Origin of the sequence: Nonomuraea fuscirosea (assembly GCF_003001935.1) — a bacterium.
In the GTDB taxonomy this organism is placed as follows: domain Bacteria; phylum Actinomycetota; class Actinomycetes; order Streptosporangiales; family Streptosporangiaceae; genus Nonomuraea; species Nonomuraea fuscirosea.
Genome location: NZ_PVNG01000008.1, coordinates 334,606 through 357,376 on the forward strand (window position 1 = coordinate 334,606; position 22,771 = coordinate 357,376).

General features: G+C 70.7%; 21 protein-coding genes. 9 read left to right on the forward strand and 12 right to left on the reverse strand.

All coding sequences use genetic code 11. The features are described from left to right. Positions 1 to 73: 73 nt before the first annotated feature. Positions 74 to 2,149, reverse strand: a complete 2,076-nt coding sequence (locus B0I32_RS20785) for a cellulose binding domain-containing protein (protein WP_106241746.1) — start codon at positions 2,147 to 2,149, stop codon at positions 74 to 76. Positions 2,150 to 2,280: 131 nt separating this feature from the next. Between B0I32_RS20785 and B0I32_RS20790 the strand changes: the two genes are divergently transcribed. After that, on the forward strand, positions 2,281 to 3,258 hold the full coding sequence (locus tag B0I32_RS20790) for a helix-turn-helix domain-containing protein (RefSeq protein ID WP_106241914.1): 978 nt from the start codon (positions 2,281 to 2,283) through the stop codon (positions 3,256 to 3,258). Positions 3,259 to 3,267: 9 nt separating this feature from the next. Here the strand turns inward: B0I32_RS20790 and B0I32_RS20795 are convergent, their stop codons facing one another. The 3 genes from B0I32_RS20795 to B0I32_RS20805 all read right to left on the reverse strand — a co-directional run bounded on the left by B0I32_RS20795 (position 3,268) and on the right by B0I32_RS20805 (position 8,515). After that, positions 3,268 to 6,861 carry a S8 family peptidase gene (locus B0I32_RS20795; protein ID WP_106241749.1) on the reverse strand — a complete coding sequence of 1,198 codons (3,594 nt, stop codon included), beginning with the start codon at positions 6,859 to 6,861 and terminating at the stop codon, positions 3,268 to 3,270. 153 nt (positions 6,862 to 7,014) lie between these two features. Then, a complete protein-coding gene (locus tag B0I32_RS20800; protein ID WP_106241752.1) occupies positions 7,015 to 7,821 on the reverse strand; it encodes a hypothetical protein in 807 nt (268 codons plus the stop codon). 199 nt (positions 7,822 to 8,020) lie between these two features. Beyond that, positions 8,021 to 8,515 carry a hypothetical protein gene (locus B0I32_RS20805; protein WP_219911916.1) on the reverse strand — a complete coding sequence of 165 codons (495 nt, stop codon included), beginning with the start codon at positions 8,513 to 8,515 and terminating at the stop codon, positions 8,021 to 8,023. A gap of 249 nt (positions 8,516 to 8,764) precedes the next feature. Here B0I32_RS20805 and B0I32_RS20810 point away from each other — a divergent pair, with 249 nt between their 5' ends. Beyond that, a complete protein-coding gene (locus tag B0I32_RS20810) occupies positions 8,765 to 9,487 on the forward strand; it encodes a methyltransferase (RefSeq protein WP_106241755.1) in 723 nt (240 codons plus the stop codon). After that, positions 9,471 to 10,391, forward strand: a complete 921-nt coding sequence (locus B0I32_RS20815; protein ID WP_106241757.1) for a hypothetical protein — start codon at positions 9,471 to 9,473, stop codon at positions 10,389 to 10,391. The genes B0I32_RS20810 and B0I32_RS20815 overlap by 17 nt, the downstream gene beginning before the upstream one ends. On the opposite strand, the gene lpdA is transcribed toward B0I32_RS20815, so the two are convergent. Then, the gene (gene lpdA / locus B0I32_RS20820) at positions 10,381 to 11,760 is read right to left on the reverse strand and encodes a dihydrolipoyl dehydrogenase (protein ID WP_106241920.1); all 1,380 of its coding nucleotides are present in this window, start codon (positions 11,758 to 11,760) and stop codon (positions 10,381 to 10,383) included. The two genes, B0I32_RS20815 and lpdA, sit on opposite strands and share 11 nt — an antisense overlap. A 39-nt stretch (positions 11,761 to 11,799) precedes the next feature. Next, the gene (locus B0I32_RS20825; protein ID WP_106241923.1) at positions 11,800 to 12,174 is read right to left on the reverse strand and encodes a tautomerase family protein; all 375 of its coding nucleotides are present in this window, start codon (positions 12,172 to 12,174) and stop codon (positions 11,800 to 11,802) included. A gap of 19 nt (positions 12,175 to 12,193) precedes the next feature. Between B0I32_RS20825 and B0I32_RS20830 the strand changes: the two genes are divergently transcribed. Genes B0I32_RS20830 through B0I32_RS20840 form a run of 3 tightly spaced genes read left to right on the forward strand, consistent with a single transcriptional unit; the run spans position 12,194 to position 14,483 of the window. Further along, positions 12,194 to 12,844 carry a response regulator gene (locus B0I32_RS20830; RefSeq protein WP_106241760.1) on the forward strand — a complete coding sequence of 217 codons (651 nt, stop codon included), beginning with the start codon at positions 12,194 to 12,196 and terminating at the stop codon, positions 12,842 to 12,844. Between the two features lie 6 nt (positions 12,845 to 12,850). After that, complete coding sequence (locus B0I32_RS20835) at positions 12,851 to 13,903, forward strand: quinone-dependent dihydroorotate dehydrogenase (RefSeq protein ID WP_106241763.1); 1,053 nt, start codon at positions 12,851 to 12,853, stop codon at positions 13,901 to 13,903. Positions 13,904 to 13,928: 25 nt separating this feature from the next. Further along, positions 13,929 to 14,483: a GNAT family N-acetyltransferase gene (locus tag B0I32_RS20840; RefSeq protein ID WP_106241766.1), complete on the forward strand. Its 555-nt coding sequence runs from the start codon at positions 13,929 to 13,931 to the stop codon at positions 14,481 to 14,483. Positions 14,484 to 14,492: 9 nt separating this feature from the next. Here the strand turns inward: B0I32_RS20840 and B0I32_RS20845 are convergent, their stop codons facing one another. From B0I32_RS20845 to B0I32_RS20860, 4 genes are all read right to left on the reverse strand, one after another. Next, complete coding sequence (locus B0I32_RS20845) at positions 14,493 to 16,085, reverse strand: beta-N-acetylhexosaminidase (protein WP_106241768.1); 1,593 nt, start codon at positions 16,083 to 16,085, stop codon at positions 14,493 to 14,495. Continuing rightward, complete coding sequence (locus tag B0I32_RS20850; RefSeq protein WP_106241925.1) at positions 16,082 to 16,909, reverse strand: N-acetylmuramoyl-L-alanine amidase; 828 nt, start codon at positions 16,907 to 16,909, stop codon at positions 16,082 to 16,084. Before B0I32_RS20850 ends, B0I32_RS20845 begins: the two co-directional genes overlap by 4 nt. Before the next feature lie 177 nt (positions 16,910 to 17,086). Beyond that, positions 17,087 to 17,335 (reverse strand): hypothetical protein, encoded by a 249-nt coding sequence (locus B0I32_RS20855; RefSeq protein ID WP_106241771.1) that lies wholly within the window; start codon positions 17,333 to 17,335, stop codon positions 17,087 to 17,089. Between the two features lie 121 nt (positions 17,336 to 17,456). Further along, positions 17,457 to 18,506: a LacI family DNA-binding transcriptional regulator gene (locus tag B0I32_RS20860; RefSeq protein ID WP_397026502.1), complete on the reverse strand. Its 1,050-nt coding sequence runs from the start codon at positions 18,504 to 18,506 to the stop codon at positions 17,457 to 17,459. A 168-nt stretch (positions 18,507 to 18,674) separates the two neighbouring features. Between B0I32_RS20860 and B0I32_RS20865 the strand changes: the two genes are divergently transcribed. Continuing rightward, positions 18,675 to 19,325, forward strand: a complete 651-nt coding sequence (locus B0I32_RS20865; RefSeq protein ID WP_245955933.1) for a TetR/AcrR family transcriptional regulator — start codon at positions 18,675 to 18,677, stop codon at positions 19,323 to 19,325. A 280-nt stretch (positions 19,326 to 19,605) separates the two neighbouring features. Here the strand turns inward: B0I32_RS20865 and bldC are convergent, their stop codons facing one another. Both bldC and B0I32_RS20875 read right to left on the reverse strand, forming a co-directional pair. Next, complete coding sequence (gene bldC / locus B0I32_RS20870; RefSeq protein WP_013133571.1) at positions 19,606 to 19,809, reverse strand: developmental transcriptional regulator BldC; 204 nt, start codon at positions 19,807 to 19,809, stop codon at positions 19,606 to 19,608. Positions 19,810 to 20,131: 322 nt separating this feature from the next. Beyond that, positions 20,132 to 20,995 carry a DUF8083 family protein gene (locus B0I32_RS20875; RefSeq protein ID WP_106241777.1) on the reverse strand — a complete coding sequence of 288 codons (864 nt, stop codon included), beginning with the start codon at positions 20,993 to 20,995 and terminating at the stop codon, positions 20,132 to 20,134. Positions 20,996 to 21,102: 107 nt separating this feature from the next. Here B0I32_RS20875 and B0I32_RS20880 point away from each other — a divergent pair, with 107 nt between their 5' ends. Both B0I32_RS20880 and B0I32_RS20885 read left to right on the forward strand, forming a co-directional pair. Next, complete coding sequence (locus B0I32_RS20880; protein ID WP_106241931.1) at positions 21,103 to 22,182, forward strand: Glu/Leu/Phe/Val family dehydrogenase; 1,080 nt, start codon at positions 21,103 to 21,105, stop codon at positions 22,180 to 22,182. Between the two features lie 151 nt (positions 22,183 to 22,333). After that, positions 22,334 to 22,564 carry a DUF3073 domain-containing protein gene (locus B0I32_RS20885; protein WP_106241934.1) on the forward strand — a complete coding sequence of 77 codons (231 nt, stop codon included), beginning with the start codon at positions 22,334 to 22,336 and terminating at the stop codon, positions 22,562 to 22,564. Positions 22,565 to 22,771: the final 207 nt, after the last annotated feature.

Sequence of the window (22,771 nt, forward strand, 5' to 3'; positions counted from 1 at the left end):
TGGCCACCTCACTTGTATATATACGAATCCAGATCAGTATATACGTCGGAGTGCTCTTGAGTGCGACCGTCTGTCAGTGGAGGGTGCAGGTGTCGCCGTTCAGGGTGAAGATCTTCGGGAGGACGTTCGGGCCGGTGTAGTCGCCCACGTAGCCGATCGTGGTCGTGGCGCCCGTGGGGAGGGTGCCGTTGCCGGGCTCGTTGACGACCTTGACCTGTGCGCCCGTCTGCGTCCACACGCCGCTCCAGCCGCTGTTCAGCCGCTGCCACGGCCGCGGCCAGTCGAACGTCAGGGTCCAGCCGCTGACGGGGGCGCCGTGGTTGGTGAGGTCGAGGGCGGCGACGTAGCCGCTGGCCCAGTCCGTCTGGATGGTCAGGCGGACGGAGCAGGAGCTGGTGGCGGGGGTGCCGGTGGTGAAGGTGAGCGGGGGTGAGGGCTCCGACTGGGCGCCGGCGGCGTTCCTGGCGATCACGTTGACGGTGTAGCGGGTGCCGGGCTTGAGGTTGCGGACCGTGAGGGTGGTTCCGGTGGTCTCGCCCAGCTGCTCGGTGACGGCTCCGTTCTGGCGGTGGACCTCGTACTTGATCCCTGGCCTGGATGCGGGCCAGGTGATCGTGGCGGTCGTGTCCGTGACCGCGGTCGCGGACGGTTTGCCGGGGGTGGCGGGCAGGCCGGTGGGTGGGGTGGCCGGGCGCAGGAGGACGGTGGTGAGGGAGAGCGGCGGCAGGGTCTGGCTCGTCGCGGTGCCGGTGGTCGTGGTGGTGATCGAGGTGGCGCCGTTCGTGTGGGTCAGGACGGTGGGGGCGCCGGCGGCGGGGGTGAAGCCGGCGTAGTCGATCGCCACGGGGTGGGAGGTGGTGGACGAGGCGTTGATCAGCAGGACGGCCAGGTCGCCGTTCGGACGGCGGACGGCGTGAGCGGTGACCTCCGGCTGGTCGGACGCGGCGTGGGCGGTGCCCTCCGGCTGGTCGGTCACAGCCTGGTCGGTCGCGGCGCGGATGAAGCGGTCGCCCGGGCGGGCGAACCGGCTCATCATCCGCAGCGCGTGGTACGGCGCGAAGGGGGTGTTGAGCGCGGGCTCGCAGACGCTGCCGTCCGAGGTGCAGGCCGCGCTCGACAGCAGGCCGAAGTCGCCGTAGTCGGTGTGCCCCTCGACCTCGGTGACCGCGCCGATGCCGTTGTGCACGTTCCACCAGTCGACGGTGAACACGCCGGCGGCCAGCAGCGTGGCGTAGGCGTCGGCGGCGGCCAGGGCGCCGGGCTGGGTGTTGCTGCCGTTGCTGCTGCTCCCGGTGTTGAACTCGGTCATCGCGATGCCGATCCGGTCCGAGCCGGGGCCGGCGTGCCTGGCGATCTGCTCGCGGGTGAGCTGGATCATGTCGGGGACGTGGCCGGCCCGGTCGAGGGCGCCGGGGTACCAGTGCAGGACGACGAAGTCGATCTTCGAGCCGGCGGTGGCGAGGACGACCTCGTTCCAGCTGCCGCTGTCGCCCTCGGCGACGATCGCGTCGGGCCAGTTCGCGGGGGTGGTCAGCACCGCGCCGATCTTGAGGGTGGGGTCGACGGCCTTCATCGCGTCGGCGTAGGCCACGACGTGGCGGGCGTACTCGGCCGGGCTCTTGTCGGCGTGCTCGTCGGCCTCCCAGGCGGTGCCGTAGTGGCCGTTGCCGTAGTTCTCGTTGCCGATCTCCCAGTACTTGACGCCGTACTTCCTGACGATGTTGGCCTGGCGCACCCAGGCGGCGGCCTCCGCGGCGGTGCCGGTGCCGTAGTTGGCGGTCACCATCGCCTGCGCCCCGGTCCGCCGTACGCCGCTCATGAACGTGTCGAAGTCGGTGCCGGGCGCCACGTAACCGCCGGGAGCGGTGTGGTCGGCCCAGTGGTAGATGTCGGAGTAGGAGCCGCCGGGATAGCGCAGCAGCTTCATGCCCGCGTTCTTGAGCAGGTCGGCGGTGTCGTTCGTGCCCAGGTTCGCGTCCCAGATCGCGTGGTTCGCGCCGAGGCCCGTCTCGGGGACGGTGGCGAGCGCGGCGCGGGCGTTGACGGTGACCTCGACGGGCGCGTCCCCGTCGGCGTGCGCGATCGGGGTGCTCAGGGTGGCCAGTGTCAGGACGGCGGCTGACAGGGCTCGTACGAGGGTTCTACGCATCGGCGCACCTCACCATGAACGCACAGGAACGGGGGATTCGTGCGAAGCACCATGATCCTGAGGGGAGCACCAGGAACCCGTCAATCAAGCCTGAAACTTTCAAGTAAAGGCCGGCTGTCATGATGGACGGCATGTTGGAGGTTGCCGGACTGGGTGAGCTGGAGGAGCGGGCGTACCGGCTGCTCGTACGGGCGGGCGAGGCGGACGCTCCGGGCCTGGCCGAGGAACTGGGCCTGACCGCGGAGGCGGCGGAGGCGGCGCTGACGGGCATGCGGAGCGCGGGCCTGGCCCGCGAGGTGGCGCCCGGCAGGTTCGCGCCGGTGGCGCCGGACGTGGCGCTCGGCCCCAGACTCGTACGCCGGCAGGAGACGATCGACTGGGCCAGGCAGGCCGTGGAGCAACTGGCCGAGGAATACCGGGCCAGCGCCCGCAGGAGGGACGCCGACGGCCTGGTGGAGGTGCTGCCGAGCAGGGAGGCGCTGCGCGAGCAGGTCAGGCACCTCCAGGACAGCGCCAAGGAGGAGGTCCTCTACTTCTGCCGGGCCGGCCACGTGGTGATGCCGTCGGAGGACAACACCGAGGAGCTGGAGGCGCTCGGCCGGGGCGTGAGCTACCGCGTCATCTACGAGCGGGCCCTGCTGGAGCAGCCGGGGATGGTGGCCAACGTCGCCTACGGGATCCAGTTAGGCGAGCAGGCCCGCGCCGTACGGGTGCTGCCGGTGCGGATGATGATCGCCGACCGGGCCACCGCGCTGCTGCCGCTGGTCCAGCACGCGGGCGGGATGACCGAGCCCACGGCCGCACTCGTGCGCGGCAGCAGCCTGCTGGAGGCGCTGATCGCGCTGTTCGAGGCCCAGTGGGAGCGGGCCACGCCGATCAGGTTCCTGGAGGACGGCCGGGTCACGGAGGCGCCGCCCTGCCCGCTGGACGCCGACGAGCTCTATCTGCTGTCGCTGCTGGTGGCGGGCGTGCCGGAGAAGACGATCGCGAGCCAGCTCGGGCTCAGTCTCCGTACGGTGCAGCGCCGCGTCTACCACCTGATGCGGCTCGCGGGCGCGCAGACCAGGATGCAACTTGCCTGGCATGCGGCCCGCGAGCGCTGGTTGTGACCTATCTGACTACTTGACCCCGTACGCCCGGGTCACGGTCTGCTCGAACTTCTCACCTGACGCGCCCGTCGCGGTGACCCGCAGGGACACCCCGGCCGAGGTGGCGCGGTGCGCGACCAGCGTCGTGTAGCGGCCCTGGCCGAGCGGGACGAGCGCCAGGCGATGCCAGGACTTCCCGTCGTCGTAGGACAGCTCGGCCGTCAGCTTGCGCGCCTGGCGGGCGGTGAAACCGATCGGGACGGGCAGCGTCCTGTGCACCCTGCCCTCCAGGTCGGCGGGCACGTCGTAGTCCACGCCGAGCAGGGGGAGCGCCTTGGCGCCCTCGGTGCGGGCCGACCTGAACGTCCACGCCGACTGGGTGGCGGTGGCGTAGCGCCACTCCTCCGAGGTCCTGGTCGTGGCCAGCTCCAGGCGGTACTCGGCGTTCTGCGCGACGGTCTCGAACGTGCCGCGCAGGTTGGCGCGCTCCTCCACCAGCTGCCCGTCACGCAGGATGCGGGCCGTGCTGGTGTCCTTGTCGCCGCTGCCGCCGCTGTAGCCGTAATGTCCGTTCCTGTCCACGAACTCGGGGACGTGCAGCGAGAGCACGTCGCCCGTGCGGGTGGACTCGAGCGCCGCCGGGCGGACGACCGGGCCGAACCAGTTCTCCTTGACGACCTCGCCCGCCCGGTACGACCGCGGCGCGTCGGTCACGCCGCCGCGCAGCCGGCTGCTGGACTCCCAGGTGAGCATGTGCTGGACGACGTGCTGCCACTGGGTGTCGCCGGAGCTGACGTACTCGGCCCTGCTCAGCGGCGTCGGCACGATGCGCTGGGTCTCCATCTGCAGGCCCAGGTCGTACCCCTGCCAGGGCCGCCAGCCGAAGCGCTGGTCCTTGCCGTAGCGCTCGCCGCCCGACTCGTGGTAGCCGGAGCTCACCAGAGCGGTGTTGCGCCAGTTCACCTCGTGCACGATCCGCTCGGGCACCCGGCCCTGGGCGACCTGCATGACCTCGTACAGGTACGGGGTGTCGAACGCGCCCTTCACCTCCAGCGTGCCGCGGCCCGCCCGCGCCTGCTTCAGCAGCTCCTGACCACGGTCATGGGTGATCATCAGCGTGGGCAGCGGATCCCGGTCGCCGGTCGGCTGCCAGGGCTGCCACATCGCGCGCCCGTCGGGCCCGACCACGACCGCCGCCGCCGCGCCGGCCGCGGCCAGCGCGTCGAGCTTGCCGGTCCAGTCGCCGAAGGACTCGCTGGTGATGACCGCGGCCTTGCCCTTGAGCTTGCCTGCCGTTCCCTCGGCCAGTGGCCAGCGCTTGGTGCCCTCGATCCGCGGCGACCTGATCGTCGGCCGCACCACCAGATCGTCCCGCTCGAGCTTGGCCGTCACACGGGGCGCGGCCAGCTGCCAGCGGGAGGCGAACTCGAAGGTGCCGTTGGTCACCGGCTTGGTGGGGGTGACCGCGAGCTGCTCGACCGAGGGGAAGTTCATGGCGCCGAGGCTGATCTTGCGGTTGCCGTACTCGCGGTGGGTGAAGTAGGTGGCGATGCCGTCCTGGGCCACCGGCTGCGAGGTCCTGATCTCGATCGGCACGGCGGTCCTGGCGTCGAGGACGACCTCCAGGTCCTTGTCGACCCGCAGCTCGGGGACGACGACGAGGGAGTCGACGGGCAGCTCGTCGTGCGTCTCTCCCATGATGGCCTGCATGTGGTACGTGCCCTCAGGCACCTCCACCGTCCAGCCCTCGTTCTCCTTGAGGATGTAGCCGTAGGCGTCGTCCAGGCTGCTGGCGCCGTACAGGGCGATGAGCGGTACCCGGGCGGCGTTGCCGTCGCGCTCGACACCGGTGAAGTGCACCGTGCGCGTCTTGCCGCGGCGCGTCAGCGCGATCGTGGTGTGCGCGACGGCCGCGCCGTCGGCCGTGGTGGCGGTGACGTAGCCGGCGTGCCGGCCGTGGTTCAGCTTGGCCAGGTCCACGCTGAGCCGCGCGGTCGCGCTCGCTCCCGGCTCGACCGTCAGCGTCGTCGCCGACAGCGTCACGGCGCCCTCGCCGGGGGTGGTCCCGTCCAGGTTGGTCAGCACGGGGGCGAGCGTGAGCGTCACGGCGGACTCACCCGAGTTCGTGTACGTGATCGTGCCGCCGGGGGTGCCGGTGTCACCGTCCTCGTGCACGCCCATGCTGATCGAGGCGGTGGCCGTGACCGCCTGGCGCAGGGCCCGCGGCACGTCGAGGCGTCCGCCGCCCTGCTCGAACGGCGTCTGACCGGCGATCGTCTTCGCCGTGGACACGAGCGCGTCCTTGAGCCGCCCGGCCTCCCAGTCGGGGTGGCGCTGGGCCAGGATCGCCGCCGCGCCCGCCACGTGCGGGGTGGCCATGGAGGTGCCGTTGAGCTTGGTGTAGAAGTCGTCCACAGGCGTGCCGAGGCCGGTGCCCGCGGCCCTGGCGGCCGTGATGCCGACGCCGGGCGCGGTGATGTCCGGCTTGATCGCCTCGTCCAGGCGCGGGCCGCGGCTGGAGAACGACGCGAGCGCGTCGTTCCCGTCCACCGCGCCGACGGTCAGCGCCGAGCTGGCCGCGCCGGGGGAGCCGACCGTGTAGGCGTCGCCCTCGTTGCCCGCCGCGATGACGAACAGGGTGCCGGTCTGCTCCGTCAGCGTGTCCACGGCGACGCTGAGCGGGTCGGTGCCGTCCGTGGCGCCGCCGCCGAGGCTCATGCTGATGATGTCGGCGCCGCTCTCCTGGGCCGCCCACTCCATGCCGGCCAGCACCTGCGACTCCGAGCCGCTGCCCCTGCTGTCCAGGACCTTGCCGATCAGCAGCTCGGCGCCGGGGGCGACGCCCTTGCGCAGGCCGTTCGAGCCCGCGCCGGTGCCCGCCACGGTGGCGGCGACGTGGGTGCCGTGGCCGTGCTCGTCCTTGGCCGACGGGTCGGCGGTGAAGTTCCGGGCCTGGGTGATCTTGCCCGCGACGTCGGGGTGGGTCTCGTCGATGCCGGTGTCCAGCACCGCGACCTTGACGCCCTTGCCGTCGTAGCCGTCCTGCCACGCCTGCGGCGCGCCCACCTGCGGCACGCTGTGCTCCAGCGAGGCGCTCACCTTGCCGTCCAGCCACACCTTGGCCAGCCCGTCACGCAGCTTCGGCTCGCCGCCGTCGCCCCACAGGGTGGGCAGGGCGTCCTTGTCGGCCCGCATCGCGCGCGCGTTCACGCTGTGCAGGGTGACGGCCTCGGCGCCGCGGTCCTTGTAGGCCAGGATGAGCGGCAGCACGTCGCTGCTCTCGTCGTCGTAACCCTGCTCGATCAGCTCACCGACCGAGAACAGCCGCTCGTCCATCAGGCCGCGCGACAGGTACGGAACCATGTCGGCCGGCGTGATCACCAGGTCGCCGTTCTCCTCCTTGGTGAAGAACCTGACGGCCTCCCTTCCCTTGCCGGGTTCCACGGTCGCGGCGCGCTTTCCGCCGGCGAACTCCTGTACGGTCACCACGTCACCGGTGATCAGCGTGACCCGGTGCAGCTCTCCGCCTTGCGCGGGCCCTGGCTCCGCGGCCTGCGCGGGCACCGGGACGGCGAGCATCGCCAGGCCCACGCCGGCGGCGGCGAGGCGGGGGATCCATCTCATGAGCGAACCGATCTGTCGTGCTGCTTCAGTCGCTCATGAGAATGAGGGATCACGTGCGCGCGGAGGAGTCTTTTGTCCTGGTCAAAGGGCGACATGTCATGAACACGACAGCTCGTGGGCGGGCGATGCGCCCGCCCACTGCCCGCCGGCGGCTCAGTTGTACTTGTACAGGCGCGTGCCCTTGCGGCGGTTCTCGTCGAACAGCGAGGCCCGGTACATGCTGATGGACAGGTCGCCGTGCTCGGCCTTGCCGCACGTGCCGGCGCCGGCCAGCTGGTGGATCTCGTAACGGGTGGTCGGGTCGCCGCCCACGAAGTACTCGGCGCGGGCCTGGTAGCGGTCGGCGCCGGTGTCGCAGGCGTAGACGAAGGTGTGCCGCTCGGCGAAGCACACGCTCGCCGCGCCCTTGGTGGCGGTGCACACCTTGGACTTGGCGCGGGCGGCCGCGGGGGTGGTGCGGGAGTCGCGCTTAACGGGATATTTCGCGACATTTCGTACGGTCTTCCAGCGGCCGTAGCCGACCCGGCGGTCACCCCGGTAGAGGGCGGCCCGGAAGGTCACGACCTTGCCGATCTCCCGGCTGCCGCGTACCTCGCCCTTGCGGCCCAGGTTGTGGATGACGTACTTGGTGCCCAGGTAGCCGTTCAGGTAGTACTCGACGGCCGGATGCATGTGGTCGTCCCGGGTGTCCTCGACCGTGACCCCCGGACGGCTGCTGCTGTCGGGCCCCACGCACGCCTCGACCCCCTTGAGCCGCGCGCACACCGGCTCCGCCTCCGCCTTGGCCGCCGCCACGGGGGCCGCGACGGGCGTGCCGGTCGCGGCCGGGGGAGCGGTTCTGACGGACTGGACCGCCGGCACCGCAGGGGCCTCCCGGATCGCCGGACCGGCCGCCACCTTGGCGGCGGCCCCGTCGGCGCTGATCGCGGTGGCTGCCATGACGGCAGCGGCGATGACCATGCGACGTAATGCCACAACTTCACCAGCCTCAGTTGTCACAAAGCTTGCCTGAATGTGACGCGGATAACAGCCGGGAAGTTCGGAAAGAGTACGAAATCGTCTAGCCGGTGTTCAGAGACGCGGGTGCCGGGGACGGACGCCGGCTGAAAAGGCGACGCCGGCGCCCCCGTGGAGGGAGGCCGGCGCGGAGCCGGAGCGGTCAGGTGAGGTTCTGCCGCCTCTTCGGGGTCACGCTGGCCAGCAGCAGAAGCAGCGCGCTCTGGGCCAGCATGCCGGGCGCGAGCGGCGGCGCCGCCCCCACCGACTTCGTCAGCGCGTACCACCACTGGGTGAGCGGCGAGTAGGTGTCCCAGTCGGCGTCCACCACGCCCATGCCGTGGTTGACCGACACGTGCACGAACACGCCGTACGCCGACGCCACCAGCACGACGGCGGCCAGCACGCGCGCCACGGTCAGCGCGCTGCCCGAGTCGCGTACCGCCAGCAGGATCAGCGCCACCACGAGCAGCGCCAGCGCGGCCCAGGGGATCAGCTGGGTGGGGGTCTGCCAGTGACGCTCGAAGGCGAGTTCGAGAGCGGCGCCCAGAACGCCGATCACGACCAGCGCCAGCAGTCCCAGCCGCAGCATCGTGGTGCCGGCCGGGGCGCGCCGGCGGGTCGGCCGCTCGGTCGTTTCAGGGGGAGTAGAGGTCATGTGCGGGACCACCGTCCGTGCGAGGGGTCTTCGTCCGCCTCCAACGTCTCCAGGCATCCTCAGAGGAGTCTCAGCGAATTCTGAAGATCTGGTGAGAACTCGCCCCCGCGTACGGCTGCACGAGATCTTCACGACATCCGCACACCGGCCTGGTGGAACGGAACGGCCGTGCGCGGTGTGCTCGGAACGTACGCCGTCGCGCCACGGAAGTCACGTGCTCTCGACGCTCGCCCGAGGGAGAGTGACCCCATGACCGAGCAGAGCCGTCACCGCCCGCTGATGTCCGCCGAGCACGCCGAGCGCATCCGCCGCTGGCACGAGAACGCCTACCGCGCCGCGACGGAAGAGGGCGCGGAGGAGCTGACGTTCGCCTATCTGAGCAGGACCATCGTCGTCCCGCCCGGCGTGCAGCCGATCACCGGCATGTCCCACCTGCTCGGCGAGGCGGTGCTGGCCGAGGTGAAGGAGGGCGACCGGGTGCTCGACATGGGCACGGGCAGCGGGGTCAACGCCGTGCTGGCCGCGTCCAAGGCCGCCGAGGTGCTGGCGGTGGACGTCGACCCGCGCGCCGTCGAGGCGGCCCGGCGCAACGCGGAACGCAACGGCGTCCAGGTCGAGGTGCGGGTGAGCGACGTCTTCAGCGCCGTCGAAGGCGTGTTCGACCTGATCGTCTTCGATCCGCCGTTCCGCTGGTTCGCGCCCCGGGACCCGTTCGAGGCCGCCACCACGGACGAGGACTACCGGGCCATGACCGCGTTCTTCCGCGACGTCCGCGGCCACCTCGCGCCGGACGGCCGGATGCTGGTGTTCTTCGGCACCTCGGGTGACCTGGAGCATCTGCGTTCGCTGGCGCGCGCGGCCGGGTTCGGCGCCGAGGTCGTGGCCCATCGGGACCTCGACAAGGAGGGCTGGCGGGTCGATTACTACACGTTCTTGATGAGGTGGGTGACGCCGGGTGGAGAACTGGATTGAGCAGCCGATCGTCGATCCGGAGATCCCCGAGGGGGACCGGCGGCGGATGGCCGTCGCGCTGCCGGCGCTGCTCGCCCGGCCCGATCCGGAGCCGCCCCGATGGGTGCGCCGCCTGTTCGCCGCCGGGGCGGTCCTGTCGGCCACGGCCGCCGTGGCTTTGGCCGGGGTGGCGGGCGGAACCGGCCGCGGGAGCGCGATGCTGGCCGCCATGATGCTGCTGTTCGTCGCGATCGTCTGCACCGGCGTGGCCCGCTCCCACGAGGGGACGCGGCTGTCCCGTCGGTACGCGGGCCGCTACGTCATCCCGGCCACCCTCGACGACCCCGCGCTCGACCTGCTCGCCCGGGCCAGGCGGGCCGTCGGGGACGTGTCCGGCTCCCGCGCGCACCGCCTGGGCCTGCTGGACGCCGTCGCCAACGACGTCGTGCTGCCCCGGCACCTGTGGGAGATCGCCGGCCTCGTCCGCGTCCACGCCGACCTGCGGGCCGAACAGGCCGAGGCGCTCGGCGAGGCGATGACCCCTGGCCTGGCCGCCGTGCTGCGCCCCCAGCAGGAGGCGCTGCGCCGCTCGGTGGCCGCGGTCACCGAGCGGGTGCGGGAGCTGGAGGCGTACGCGGACCAGGTGCGCGCGGCCGACTCCGCGCTGCGCGCCGGTGACCTGCGCAGGAGCGACGACCGGTATCTCGACCTGCTGGCCCGCGCCGACGACACCTCCGACCTGCGCGCCCTCACGGCCGAGGCCGCCGCCCTGACCGCCGGCCTGCACACGGACAACGCCTCAGGACCGGGCGCGGCCGGCCTGCACACGGACAACGCGCCAGGACCGGGCGCGGCCGGTTTACGCGCGGGCAACGTCCCGGGTCCGCGCCCGGACGACGGCCCCGGAGGGTCCGCTACATGTTGATCATGTGTCCGGCGAGCCCGTGGACGGCCTCCTTGACCGCCTCGCCGAGCGTCGGGTGCGCGTGCACGTTGCGCGCCACCTCGTGCACCGTCAGGTCCCACTGCTGCGCCAGGGTCAGCTCCGGCAGCAGCTCGGTGACCTCGGGCCCGATCAGGTGGGCCCCGAGCAGCTCACCGTGCGTGTTGTCACTGATGATCTTGACGAAGCCGGCCGAGTCGCCCAGCCCGTGCGCCTTGCCGTTCGCGGTGAACGGGAACTTCGCCACCTTCACGTCATGACCCAGCTCACGGGCCTGCGCCTCGGTGTAGCCGAAGCTGGCCACCTGCGGCTGGCAGTACGTCGCCCGCGGGATCATCACGTAGTCGAGCTCCATGGTCTCCGCGTCGGCGATCGTCTCGGCGGCGATGATGCCCATGGACTCGGCCGCGTGGGCCAGCATCAGCTTGGCCGTGACGTCGCCGATGGCGTAGATGTGCGGCACGCTCGTCCGGCACCGCCCGTCGACCGCGATGGCGCCCCGGTCGGTCAGCTCCACGCCGGTCTTCTCCAGCCCGTAGCCGTCGACGCGCGGCTGGAACCCGATGGCCTGCATGACCTTGTCGGCCTCCAGCACCTGCGTCTGGTCGCCGCGGGTGACGGTGACCTTGACGGAGGAGCCGGTGTCCTCGATGCCGTCGACGCGGGTGGAGGTCAGCACCTCGATGCCGAGCCGCTTGTACCGCTTGGCCAGCTCGGCCGACACCTCCTCGTCCTCCAGCGGCACGACCCGGTCGAGGAACTCGACGATCGTCACCTTCACGCCGTAGTTGTGCAGCACGTACGCGAACTCGACCCCGATCGCGCCGGCGCCCGCGATGATGATGCTGGACGGCAGCTCCTCGGTGAGGATCTGCTCCTCGTACGTCACCACCCGCTCCGACAGCTGCGTGCCGGGGATCAGCCTGGTGGTGGCGCCCGCGGCGATGATGCAGTGGGAGAACGTGATCGTCTCGCCGTTCACCTGGAGCGTGTTGGCGTCGAGGAAGGTGCCCCGGCCGTCGTACTCGGTGATGGCGTTCTTCTTCATCAGGTAGTGAACGCCCTTGACCCGCCCGTCGGCCACCTTGCGGCTGCGCTGGAAGGCCGCGCCGTAGTCGAAGGTGACCTCGCCGCTGATGCCGAAGGTCTTGGCCTCGCTGTGGAAGATGTGGGCCAGCTCGGCGTTGCGCAGGAGCGCCTTGGACGGGATGCAGCCCACGTTCAGGCAGACGCCACCCCAGTACTTCTCCTCGACGACCGCGGTGCGCAGTCCGAGCTGGGCGGCGCGGACCGCGGCCGTGTATCCTCCCGGACCCGCGCCGAGAACGACGACGTCATAGTGAGTGCTCATGAGTCGGACCATACCGCCCGGCCGTACCTGCCCCCGACCTCAGACCTCTACCTTGTACGACAGGTCGAGCTCATCGGCGGGGACACCCCTGATCCCCCAGTTCGCCCGGGGCATCTCGATGATCGTGATCTCGACGTCCTGGGGGTCGTAACCGGAGGTGGCGTAGATCTCCCTGATCAGCGCCCGCTTGGCGGCCTCGCTGCGGCCGGTGAAGCAGATCACCTCGATGATCAGGTAGCGCTCGCTGCGCGCCGGGCAGACGAAGTCGTCGGCGTCCATCAGCAGGAACCGGTGGAACCGCTTGTCCTCCGGCAGCCCCCACGCGTTCACCAGGCACGACTGAATGAGGTCGGAGACCTCCCGCTGCCGTCCCGCCCACACGTCCCTGCGCCCGTACACCTTCACCTGAGCCATGTCGGCCAATATAGAGGGCGTGATCCGCATACTGCTGGCCGACGACGAGGCCATGATCAGAGCGGGGGTCCGGGCGATCCTCCAGTCCGATCCCGAGCTAAACGTCGTGGCGGAGGCCGGAGACGGCAGGCAGGCGGTGGACCTGGCCATCAGCCACCACCCCGACGTGGCGCTGCTCGACATCCGCATGCCGAGGCTCGACGGGCTGGCCGCCGCGGCCGAGCTGCGCAGGGTCGCGCCGGGCACCGCGGTGGTGATGCTGACCACGTTCGGGGAGGACGACTACATCGCCAAGGCGCTCGACGTGGGGGCCAGCGGGTTCCTGCTCAAGTCGGGTGACCCGCGCGAGCTCATCGCCGGCATCCACGCGGTGGCCGACGGGGCGGCGTACCTGTCGCCGAAGGTCGCCCAGCGCGTCATCACCCAGCTCGCGGGCGGGAAGATGGCCAGGGGCGCGGCGGCCCGCGACCGCATCGCGGCGCTCACCGAACGCGAGCGCGAGGTGCTCGCCCTGCTCGGCGCCGGGATGTCCAACGCGGAGATCGCCCGCCGGCTGCACATCGTGGAGGGCACCGTGAAGGCGTACGTGAGCGCCATCTTGACCAGGCTCGACGTGCGCAACCGCGTACAGGCCGCGATCATCGCCCACGAGGCCGGCTTGATAGCCTGACGCGTGATGTATCGCCTCGTGTTCTCGCAGGTCTTGCGGCGTTTCGACGCCGAGGCCGTGCACCGTCTCACCGTGAGCGCCCTCGCGCTCCTCGCGCGGCTGCCGCTGCTCAAGCGGCTGCTGCACCGGGCGTTCGCGCCGCACGACCCGGCCCTGCGGGTGAGCGCGTTCGGCGTGCACTTCCCCGGGCCGCTCGGTCTGGCGGCCGGCTTCGACAAGGACGCCGCGTGCGCCGAGGGCATCGCCGCGCTCGGCTTCGGCCACGTCGAGGTCGGCACCATCACGGCGCACGGCCAGCCGGGCAACCCGCGCCCCCGCCTGTTCCGGCTGGTCCGCGAGCGGGCGGTGATCAACCGGATGGGCTTCAACAACGACGGCGCCCACGCCGCCGCGCGCAGGCTGCGCCGCCCTCGCGGCATCCCCGTGGTCATCGGGGTGAACATCGGCAAGACCAAGGTCGTCCCCGAGTCCGAGGCCACCGCCGACTACGTGGCCAGCGCCAGGAAGCTCGCCCCGCTGGCCGACTACCTGGTGGTCAACGTCAGCTCGCCCAACACGCCGGGGCTGCGCAACCTGCAGGCGGTCTCGCTGCTGCGCCCGCTGCTCACGGCGGTCAAGCAGGTGGCCGACGCGACGCCGCGGCGTACCCCGCTGCTGGTCAAGATCGCGCCCGACCTGGCCGACGAGGACGTCGACGCGGTCGCCGAGCTGGCCCTGGAGCTGGGCCTCGACGGCATCATCGCGACCAACACCACGATCAGGCACGGCGGCGAGACCGGCGGCCTGTCGGGCCGCCCGCTCAAGGAGCGCTCGCTGGAGGTCCTGCGGCGCCTGCGCGCCAAGGTCGGCGACCGCCTGACGCTGGTGTCGGCGGGCGGGGTCGAGGACGTGGACGACGTCTGGGAACGCATCCTCGCCGGCGCGACCCTGGTCCAGGGCTACACGGGCTGGATCTACGGCGGCCCGCTGTGGGCCGCGCGCATCCACCGCCAGCTGCTGCGCCGGGTGCACCGCCACGGGCTCAAGTCCGTCACGGAGGCCGTCGGCCGCACGGCGTGACGACGTGTCGGCCTATCGTGGAGCGGTGATCGAAGAAGTCAAGCTCGCCGGCGACGTCGTGCTCCGCCCCGCCACCGAGCACGACGCGCGGCCCCTGCTGGACGCCTACCTGCGCAACCGCGACCACCTGCGGCGCTGGGAGCCGCGCAGGCCGGAGGAGTTCTTCACCGAGCGGGGGCAGACCAGGCGGCTCACGAGCCTGCTGGAGCAGCAGGCCGCGGGTCAGGCGGTGGCGTGGGTGCTGGCCGAGGGCGAGAGCGTGGTGGGCCGCATGACGCTCAGCAACATCGTCAGGGGCCCGTGGCTCAGCGGCGACCTCGGCTACTGGACCGACGCCGGCCACACCGGCCGCGGCCTGGCCACCCTGGCCGTGCGCGAGGTGTGCCGCATGGCCGACCAGGAGGTGGGGCTGCACCGGGTGGCGGCCAGCACGCTGCTCGACAACGCCGCCTCCCAGAGCGTCCTGCGCAAGGCCGGCTTCGAGGCGTACGGCACCGCCCCGCGCTACCTGGAGATCGACGGCCGCTGGCAGGACCACCGGCTGTTCCAGCGCATACTCAACGACCGGCCGGCCTTCTGACGGTCCTGATCACAGGCTCGGCCGGGTCGACTCCGCGTCGTACGTCATGGCGTCGATCCTGGCCATCACCTCGGTGACGGGCACCCGGCCCGGACGGTGCGGCCGGCGGCGCTGCCACGGGTGCGGCCCGGCCGCGGGCCGGTATTCGACGCCGAGCGCGTCGAGCCGGGCGAGGTGCTCCGTCAGCCGCCCGTCGAAGCCGGGGGAGGCCGTGCCCGACCAGGCCACCTCGGCCAGCGCGCAGGCCCTGGGCCACAGGCGGTAGTCCACGGTACGGGCGTCGGGCACCCGCTCGGTCCAGAGCTGGGCCTGCACCCCCAGGACGCGGGCCCGCTCCTCCTCCGTCCAGTCCGCCGGGGCGGGCTCGAAGGCGGCCACGTCCTCGACCGTGGTCGCGTCCCCGATGGCCATCGGCTCGTCGGGCGAGGAGGATTCGGCGTAGTCGAAGTAGAGCGGGAAGACCGGCGTCGCCACCACGTCGTGTCCCGCGGCGGCGGCCCGGCGGCCCACGCCCATGCCGCGCCACGGCATCACCACGGTGTCCTGCCGCAGCCGCCCGCTGACGAACGCCTCGTCCCACACCACGGCGCGGGCGCCCCGCTCGGCCAGCGCGTCCGCCAGCCGGCGCAGGAACCACGCCTGCAGGTCGTTGACGCTCTCCAGCCCGAGCGAGTCGCGGTAGGCGCCGATCTCGGCCGACTCGGCCCAGTGGTCGAGCACGACCTCGTCGCCGCCGATGTGCACGAAGGGGGTCTCGCCCAGCGCCCCGATGATCTCGTCGAAGATCGTGGTCAGGAACTCCACGGTCGGCGGCAGCGGCGACAGGATGGCGGGGGAGATGCCCCAGCGGTCGAGCACGTCGTAGGGCTCACCGGTGACGCCGAACGCCGGGTAGGCGGCCAGGATCGCCGACGCGTGCCCGGGGACGTCGATCTCGGGGACGATCGTGACGTGCCGCGAGCGGGCGTACGCGCCCATCTCGGCCAGGTCGTCGAGCGTGTAGTAGCCGCCGTGCGGGAGGTCGTCGTAGCTCTCCGGCTCGCGGTGGAAGTTCGTCGCCGTCCGCGGCCGGTGCGAGGAGACCTCGTGCAGCAGCGGATAGGCCGGGCTCTCCACCCGCCACCCCTGGTCGTCCACCAGATGGAGGTGCAGCCGGTTCAGCTTGTGCAGCGCCATCAGGTCGATCAGCCGCAGGATCTCCCGCTTGGGGAAGAAGTGCCGGGCCACGTCGAGATGCAGCCCGCGCCAGGCGAAACGCGGCGCGTCCTCGATCCGCACCCCCGGGATGGGCCACGACGCGCCGGCCGAGAACCGGAAAGAGGCCGGGGGCAGCAGCTGACGCAGCGACTGCGCCGCGTAGAACGCGCCCGCCGGGCCGCCCGCCACGATCTCCACGCCCCGCGACCCGGTCGTCAGCCGGTACGCCTCCTCACCCAGCGCGGGATCGCGGCGCACGTCGATCTCACCGGAGTCGCCCGGGAGCGGGTCGAGCCCGGCCAGAGCCGTGCGTACGGGGTCGACCAGGTCGCCGGACACCGTCACGCCAGAGGTCAGCACAGAGGAGGCGGACAGATCACTGAACAACTGCGGGCGAGGAATCATGCTTCGAGATAGTGCTGCAATCCGTTGGCCAGCGCCAGGGCGATCCGCTGCCGGAACGCGGGGTCCTTGAACTTGGCCGCCTCGGCGGCGTTGCGCATGTTGCCGGTCTCGATGAAGATCTTCGGCACCGTGGACAGGTTGAGCCCGCCCAGGTCGTTGCGGTAGTCGAGCGCCTTGGTGCCGATGTAGGTGGAGTAGGGCAGGCCCGTGCCCTTGCGGTAGGCGTCGCGTACGGCGATGCCGAGCCTGCTGGACGCGCCCACGACCTTGTCCACCGGGCCCTTGATCTTCTTCGGCATGATGACGTGGAAGCCGTGGTTGGCCGGGCCCGAGCCGTCGGCGTGCACGGAGATGGCGGCGTCGGCCCTGGCCTTGTTGCCGATGGCGGCCCGCTGCGTGATGCACGGCCCGACGCTGTTGTTGTCGCCGCGGGTCAGCTTGACCGTGGCGCCCCGGCCCTTGAGGATCTTCACCATCCGCTTGGACACGTCCCAGGTGAAGGCGGCCTCGCTGTAGCCGTCGTTGGTGGCGGTGCCGGTCGTGTCGCAGGGCTTCCACTTGGTCAGCACGTTGACCTTGCGGTTGACCGCCGTGGGATTGCGGTAGTTGCCGCCGTTGTGGCCGGGGTCGATGACGATGACCTTGCCGTCGAGCGGCTTGGCCTCCGGCGGCGCCTCCTTCGCGGGCGCGGAGGAGGAGGAAGCCTGCCCCGCCGGCGTCGCGGGGGCGGCCTGACCTGCCGCGGCGTCACCGGAGCCGGTGCCGCCACACGCGGAGGCGATCAGGCCGCAGACGGCGAGGACTGTGGCTGGTAGAGCACGCATGCCGTCCAACTTACGGCAAACCAGGAGCTCAAGCCTGTCTTATGCCAAGCGTGGCGCAAGGCGGCACGCCGTCAGCCCTCACCGGACACGCCCCCTCAGAGGCGTCTCATCGGATACGCCCTCTAAGAGGCGTCTCATCTGACACGCCCCCGTCTGAGGCGTGTCACCAGGCGCGCCTCACCAGACGCGCTCTCCGACCTCCTGCCGTTCGAGCAGGGCGGCCAGCTCCCGCGCGTCCTCGGCGTCGAGCCCGAGAACGACGCGGGGGCGGCCCCACGGATGGTCCAGCGAGTGGGCGACGTAGCTGGCGACCGACTCGGCGCCGCCATCGGTGCCCCGTCCCCTGCCCGCTCGCCATTGCCCCCAAGCGCGCTCTAGCTCGGCCGCGGCGCGCTGGGCGCAGGACACCAGTTCCGGATCACGCATGACTGTTCCCCCCGGATCAGATCGTGACCGGACCGAATCCGGCCACAATTAGCATGACCCTGACGAGTAAACCGCCGTGCGGCCGCGTCTCCACACGGCTTGACCCAGGCTTGGCCCGCTCTTAAGCCGGGCCCGTGCTACGCCGCACGATCAGCTCAGGGCGTACCTCCCTCAGTCGCGCGACCTTGCCCGGATCGCCGATCCGGTCGCTCAGCAGCGCGGCGGCCGAACGGCCCATGGCCCGGCGCGGTTGGTCGACCGAGGTGAGCGAGATGTGGTGGGAGGCCGACAGGTGCGTGTTGTCGTAGCCGACCACCGACAGGTCCTCGGGCACGCGCAGGCCCAGCTCGCTCGCGGCGGACAGCACGCCGAGAGCGACCACGTCGTTGGCGGCGAAGATCGCCGTGGGCCTGGGGTCGCGGGTCAGCAGCGCGACGGCCGCGTCCCTGCCGCCCTCCTCCGTCGAGTCGGCGGCCTCGACCATGATGTACGGCGCCAGCGAATGCCTGCGCATCGCCACGAGATAACCCTCGCAGCGTGACGAGCGCCGGCCCTCGATGTGCGCGATCCGCTTGTGGCCGTGTTCGACCAGGTGATCGATGGCCAGCCGGGCGCCGAGCTGGTCGTCGTCGACCACGATGTCGACGCCGTCGAGCTCGATGTCACGTTCCCCTACGACGACCGTGGGGGTGTACGCGGTGGCCTCGATCAGCGTCTCGCTGGTCGGCGCGATGCCGAGCAGGACCAGCCCGTCGACCCTTAATTCGAGGAAGGCTTCCACGGCCTCGTCCTCGAACGCCGGGTCCCACTGGCTGTTCCCGATCAGCATGCGCAGGCCGTCGCCGTGCAGGCTCTCCTGCAGTCCGTCGAGGAACTCCGCGTAGAACGGGTTGTGCAGGTCGGCGACGAGCGCGCCCACCAGATGCGTACGACCTTCGACCAGGCTGCGCGCGACCGCGTTCGGCCGGTAGCCGAGCTCGCGGGCCGCCTGCAGCACGGCCTGGCGCCGGTGCTCGCTCACGTGCGGGGATCCGCGCAGCACGAGAGAGACCAGCGATTTCGAGACGCCGGCTCGTTCGGCGACGTTACGGATGGTCGGTCTGGGCCGAGGCAGTGTGTCTACCTCTCTGAGCTCGGCGATGGTTGAAGAATTGACGGGCGGTCCTGACATGTGTCTCCCCCGCGATGCGGATATGGGCACCTGTCTCACCAAACGATCGAGTTAGCCGCAGGGTACGGCCTTCGTTACGGATTGGCGCAACCTTGCTCACCCCGAGGTCGGTGTTGACTGGGCGGTCGCGCGTCCGCTATTGGGCAGGCCGTCGGATACTGTGCAGGTGTGACACCCGGGAAGGCAGCCGAGACGGCACGGCCGGCGCGGCGCAGGCTCAGCGTGGACCGGCGCAGGGAAGAGCTGATGGCGGCGGCGCTGGAGCTGTTCAGCACCCGCGACGCGGAAGACGTCTCGATCGACGACGTGGCCTCGGCGGCGGGAGCTTCGCGGGCGCTGGTCTACCACTACTTCGGCGGCAAGCAGGAGCTCTACGTGGCCGCGCTGCGGAGCGCGGCGGAGCAGCTGGAGTCCCGGCTGCGGCCCCACGGGGGCGGCAGGCCGCTCGACGAGCTGGCCTCCGGGCTCAGTCGCTACTTCGACTTCGTCGAGGAGCACGCGGCGGGCTTCGCGGCGCTGCTGCGCGGCGGCCCGGCCAACAGGAGCGGCGAGGTCGGTGAGATCGTCGACGGCGTGCGCCGCCGGCTCTTCCGGTTGATCCAGAAGCAGATGGGCGTCGAGGATCCCAGCCCGGTGCTGCGCACGACCCTGCGGTCGTGGATCGCCTCCGTGGAGACGGCCGGCCTCGACTGGCTCGAGTATCGCGACATAGAGCGGCCGACACTCGAGAAGCTGCTCGTCGATCACATGATCGCGCTGCTCGGCGTCGCCGCCGCCCATGACGGTGACGTCGCCAGGCTGCTCGAGCGGCTGGCGTGACAGCCTCGGGTCGGCTGCCTCACTGAAGGTGACGTGCCTGAGGCGTCGTTCCCGCGACGGCGTCCGCGGGTCTCGCTCCCGCGTGCCGTCACCGTTTTCGTCACCGTGTGTCGTCGTCGCGGCAGCGCGCGACGGCGGGACGGCGTGCCTCGGGGAGGTGGCGCCGGGCGGGCGGCGCCAACTTCCCGTGCGACGTCATGCCGTCACAGCGGTGGACCGGGCCGGTGCCGGCCTGGTCCACCCCTTCAAACCCCCCTGAGGTCCGTGACGACCCCTCCAGCTACTCGGAGCGCTGCTGCGGAATCCCCGCGAGCAGTGCTCGAACCTCGGTCTCCCGGTAACGCCGATGACCGCCGAGGGTACGAATCGACGTCAACTTGCCCGCCTTGGCCCACCGCGTAACGGTCTTGGGGTCGACCCTGAACATGGTCGCGACCTCAGCGGGCGTGAGCAGCGGCTCGGCCTCGGGTGTACGAGCTGACATTTGTGCGGCCTCTCCTCCGTGTGGACCGGCTTAGCGATCCTGTGACTGCCTTTGCGCGTGTCACGGATGTCCCCCTATGGCGCAGAGCGTGCGGCTTTTCCGAGCCATATGCGGCATCACCCGATGTGACCATACCGCCACGCAGAGCGATTGGCGAGCCCTTCTTTGACCCAACTGCCCGCCCCCGTGGCCATGTCACGCTCGGTGATTCTAGCGACACGTTTCGTGGTATCGCAGTGAAAACGGCAAACTACTCAGTTCGCAGAAGAGAGCAGCCGCGAGACGTGACCTACTCATGCAGGTCAGACGGCCGTATTGGGGTTCAGTTGGCAGATTCCAGTAGTTGCATTGACTTCCACCGGAGGATGACCCTCTGGTACATGGCGTAGGCAAGTTCTTCTTGACCCGTGTCCAGGCCCGTCAGGGCCGCGGAGAGCTCCGCGACGGACTGGTCCGCCTGCAGCGCGTCGTCGTCCATGAGGTGCACGAGCCCGCCGTAGTCGAGTTCGACCAGGCTGTGGGGGTGGAAGTCCTCCAGCCACCTGGCGATGTCCTCGACGTCGAAGTTCGAGGCCACGTCGCCCAGATGGCGGCGCAGGACGTTGAGCGCGCGCGCCGCCCGCCTCCTGGCCTGCGCCATGGAGGTGACGTAGATCAAGTTACGCCCCGTAGTGGTGGTCACGTCCTGCCCCGGATTGGCCGAGCCGAGCACCAGCCAGCGCTCGTTCCCATCAAACGGCACGAACCACGACGGCGGCACGTGCCACGCCGTGGTGCGGATGTGGGTGCGCAACGCCGACGATCCGGCCCTCCGCTTGTAGCGGTCGAAGTCGTCGGCCGTCTGCTCGGCGATCGGCTTGGGCACGAGGTGGTCCATCAGTTTCACGGGCGTGGTGCCACGAAGCCGTGAGAACGCCAGCCACGAGCGCAGCCGGGTCTGCCAGGGACACACATAGAGCCGGTCCTCGACACGCCGGAGATAGGCGTTGGGGCTCTCCTGGGCGGGAACGGGTTGAGGGGGCATGCCGAGCAGGCGCGTGACGGACTCGCCGTGCTCCGCATTGAGCGCGTTCGCGCGGCGCGGGCGGTCCCGTGAGTCGGCGTAGTCGGCCCACACCTTGCGCTCGGACTCGGCGAACGCGGTCAGTGGCTCATAGACACGGAGGTAGGCGGCATAGGGCAGCACGGAGGCATCGTGTCACGAAGCGATCCTGCGCGCACCGTCGAGGCTTACTACTCTGTGAGGTGATCTCCGCCGCGAAGGTGCGGTGGACCGGACAGGGAGTCACTACCGTGACCGACGTCTTCGGAGCGTCCCACAAGGACGTCCATGAGCAGGTCGTGTTCTGCGCCGACGAGCAGAGCGGCCTGCGTGCCATCATCGCCATCCACAACACGGCGCTGGGGCCGGCACTGGGAGGCACCAGGTTCTATCCGTACGAGAGCGAGCAGGCGGCCCTGGCCGACGTGCTCAACCTCGCCAAGGGCATGGCGTACAAGAACGCGCTGGCGGGCCTCGATCTGGGCGGCGGCAAGGCCGTCATCATCGGCGACCCGGCGCGTGACAAGAGCGAGGCGCTGCTGCGCGCCTACGGCAGGTTCGTCCAGTCGCTCGGCGGGCGCTACATCACCGCCTGCGACGTGGGCACCTACAGCGAGGACATGGACATCGTCGCGCGCGAGACGCGCTTCGCCACCGGCCGCACCCTGGCCCACGGCGGGGCCGGCGACTCCTCGATCCTCACCGCCTTCGGCGTGTTCCAGGGCATGCGGGCCTCGGCCGAGCGGGTCTTCGGCACACCGTCGCTGCACGGCAGGCGGGTCGGCGTGGAGGGGGTCGGCAAGGTGGGCCACCGCCTGGTCGGGCTGCTCCGCGAGGACGGCGCCGACGTCGTGGTCTGCGACGTCGACCCGAGAGCGGTCGAACGGGTGCGCCAGCGTCATCCCGAGGTCGAGGTGGTCGCCGACGCGCGTGCGCTGACGACGGCCGACATCGACGTCTTCGCGCCCTGCGCGCTGGGCGGCGCGCTCGACGACGACTCGGTGGCCGCGCTCAAGGCGAAGATCGTCTGTGGTGCGGCCAACAACCAGCTCGCCCATCCGGGCGTCGAGAAACAACTCGCCGAACGCGGCATCCTGTACGCGCCCGACTACGTCGTCAATTCCGGCGGTGTGATTCAGGTCGCTGACGAGATCGACGGTTTCGACATGGAACGAGCCAGGTCGAAGGCGACCCAGATCTACGACACGACTCTGAAGATCTTCGGAATCGCCGCCGAGGAGGGCGTTCCGCCGGCGGTGGCAGCAGATAGGCTGGCCGAGCGCAGAATGTCGGAAGTCGGGCGGATTAGGGGCATTTGGCTGGGCCGCTGACGCCCCACGTCCATACGACGTACCGAGCTGGGCACAAAACAGGTACGGTAATAGGCGAACGATAGGCTGACGCCCAAAGTCAGGCGGCGTCAGTGTGTGGTGCGTTAGCGACGAGGGGTCGGGGACGACCCCACACGAGGGGGTCGAGCCAATGGGGCGCGGCCGAGCAAAGGCCAAGCAGGTCAAGGTTGCTCGCCAGCTGAAGTACAACAGCGGTGGCACGGATCTTGACCGTCTTCGCGACGAACTCGGGGTCGGCGACCCCGGCAGCAATGACGACGCCGACGACCGCGATGATGAGCTGGCGGATCGCTATGCCGATTACGCCGATGACTATGGCGCCGGAGAAGACGACGACGGCCGTTCGCCCGGCCGCCGTTAGACGTTCTCCTGGTTGAGGTGGCCGAGGGCCCGGCATGCCGGATCCTCGTCCACACTCGTCGGGCCCCACGGGTGACCGTGGGGCTTTCGTCACGTGGAGCGAAGTCGGAAAGGCTCCCGATCCCGGAGCGGGGCTCTCCCGCGCATCCGTTCGGTGCGCCGTGCGCTCATGACGATCCGGCATGTCCTGTGCGAGGGCCGAGGTGAC

Excerpts from the sequence above, each read along its gene's own strand:
- lpdA (WP_106241920.1), bottom strand. The coding sequence starts at position 11,760 with ATGAGCACTCACTATGACGTCGTCGTTCTCGGCGCGGGTCCGGGAGGA.
- B0I32_RS20800 (WP_106241752.1), bottom strand. The coding sequence starts at position 7,821 with ATGGTCATCGCCGCTGCCGTCATGGCAGCCACCGCGATCAGCGCCGAC.
- B0I32_RS20835 (WP_106241763.1), top strand. The coding sequence starts at position 12,851 with ATGTATCGCCTCGTGTTCTCGCAGGTCTTGCGGCGTTTCGACGCCGAG.
- B0I32_RS20860 (WP_397026502.1), bottom strand. The coding sequence starts at position 18,506 with ATGTCAGGACCGCCCGTCAATTCTTCAACCATCGCCGAGCTCAGAGAG.
- B0I32_RS20825 (WP_106241923.1), bottom strand. The coding sequence starts at position 12,174 with ATGGCTCAGGTGAAGGTGTACGGGCGCAGGGACGTGTGGGCGGGACGG.
- B0I32_RS20785 (WP_106241746.1), bottom strand. The coding sequence starts at position 2,149 with ATGCGTAGAACCCTCGTACGAGCCCTGTCAGCCGCCGTCCTGACACTG.
- bldC (WP_013133571.1), bottom strand. The coding sequence starts at position 19,809 with ATGTCAGCTCGTACACCCGAGGCCGAGCCGCTGCTCACGCCCGCTGAG.
- B0I32_RS20810 (WP_106241755.1), top strand. The coding sequence starts at position 8,765 with ATGACCGAGCAGAGCCGTCACCGCCCGCTGATGTCCGCCGAGCACGCC.
- B0I32_RS20790 (WP_106241914.1), top strand. The coding sequence starts at position 2,281 with ATGTTGGAGGTTGCCGGACTGGGTGAGCTGGAGGAGCGGGCGTACCGG.
- B0I32_RS20805 (WP_219911916.1), bottom strand. The coding sequence starts at position 8,515 with ATGACCTCTACTCCCCCTGAAACGACCGAGCGGCCGACCCGCCGGCGC.
- B0I32_RS20850 (WP_106241925.1), bottom strand. The coding sequence starts at position 16,909 with ATGCGTGCTCTACCAGCCACAGTCCTCGCCGTCTGCGGCCTGATCGCC.
- B0I32_RS20795 (WP_106241749.1), bottom strand. The coding sequence starts at position 6,861 with ATGAGATGGATCCCCCGCCTCGCCGCCGCCGGCGTGGGCCTGGCGATG.
- B0I32_RS20845 (WP_106241768.1), bottom strand. The coding sequence starts at position 16,085 with ATGATTCCTCGCCCGCAGTTGTTCAGTGATCTGTCCGCCTCCTCTGTG.
- B0I32_RS20885 (WP_106241934.1), top strand. The coding sequence starts at position 22,334 with ATGGGGCGCGGCCGAGCAAAGGCCAAGCAGGTCAAGGTTGCTCGCCAG.
- B0I32_RS20855 (WP_106241771.1), bottom strand. The coding sequence starts at position 17,335 with ATGCGTGATCCGGAACTGGTGTCCTGCGCCCAGCGCGCCGCGGCCGAG.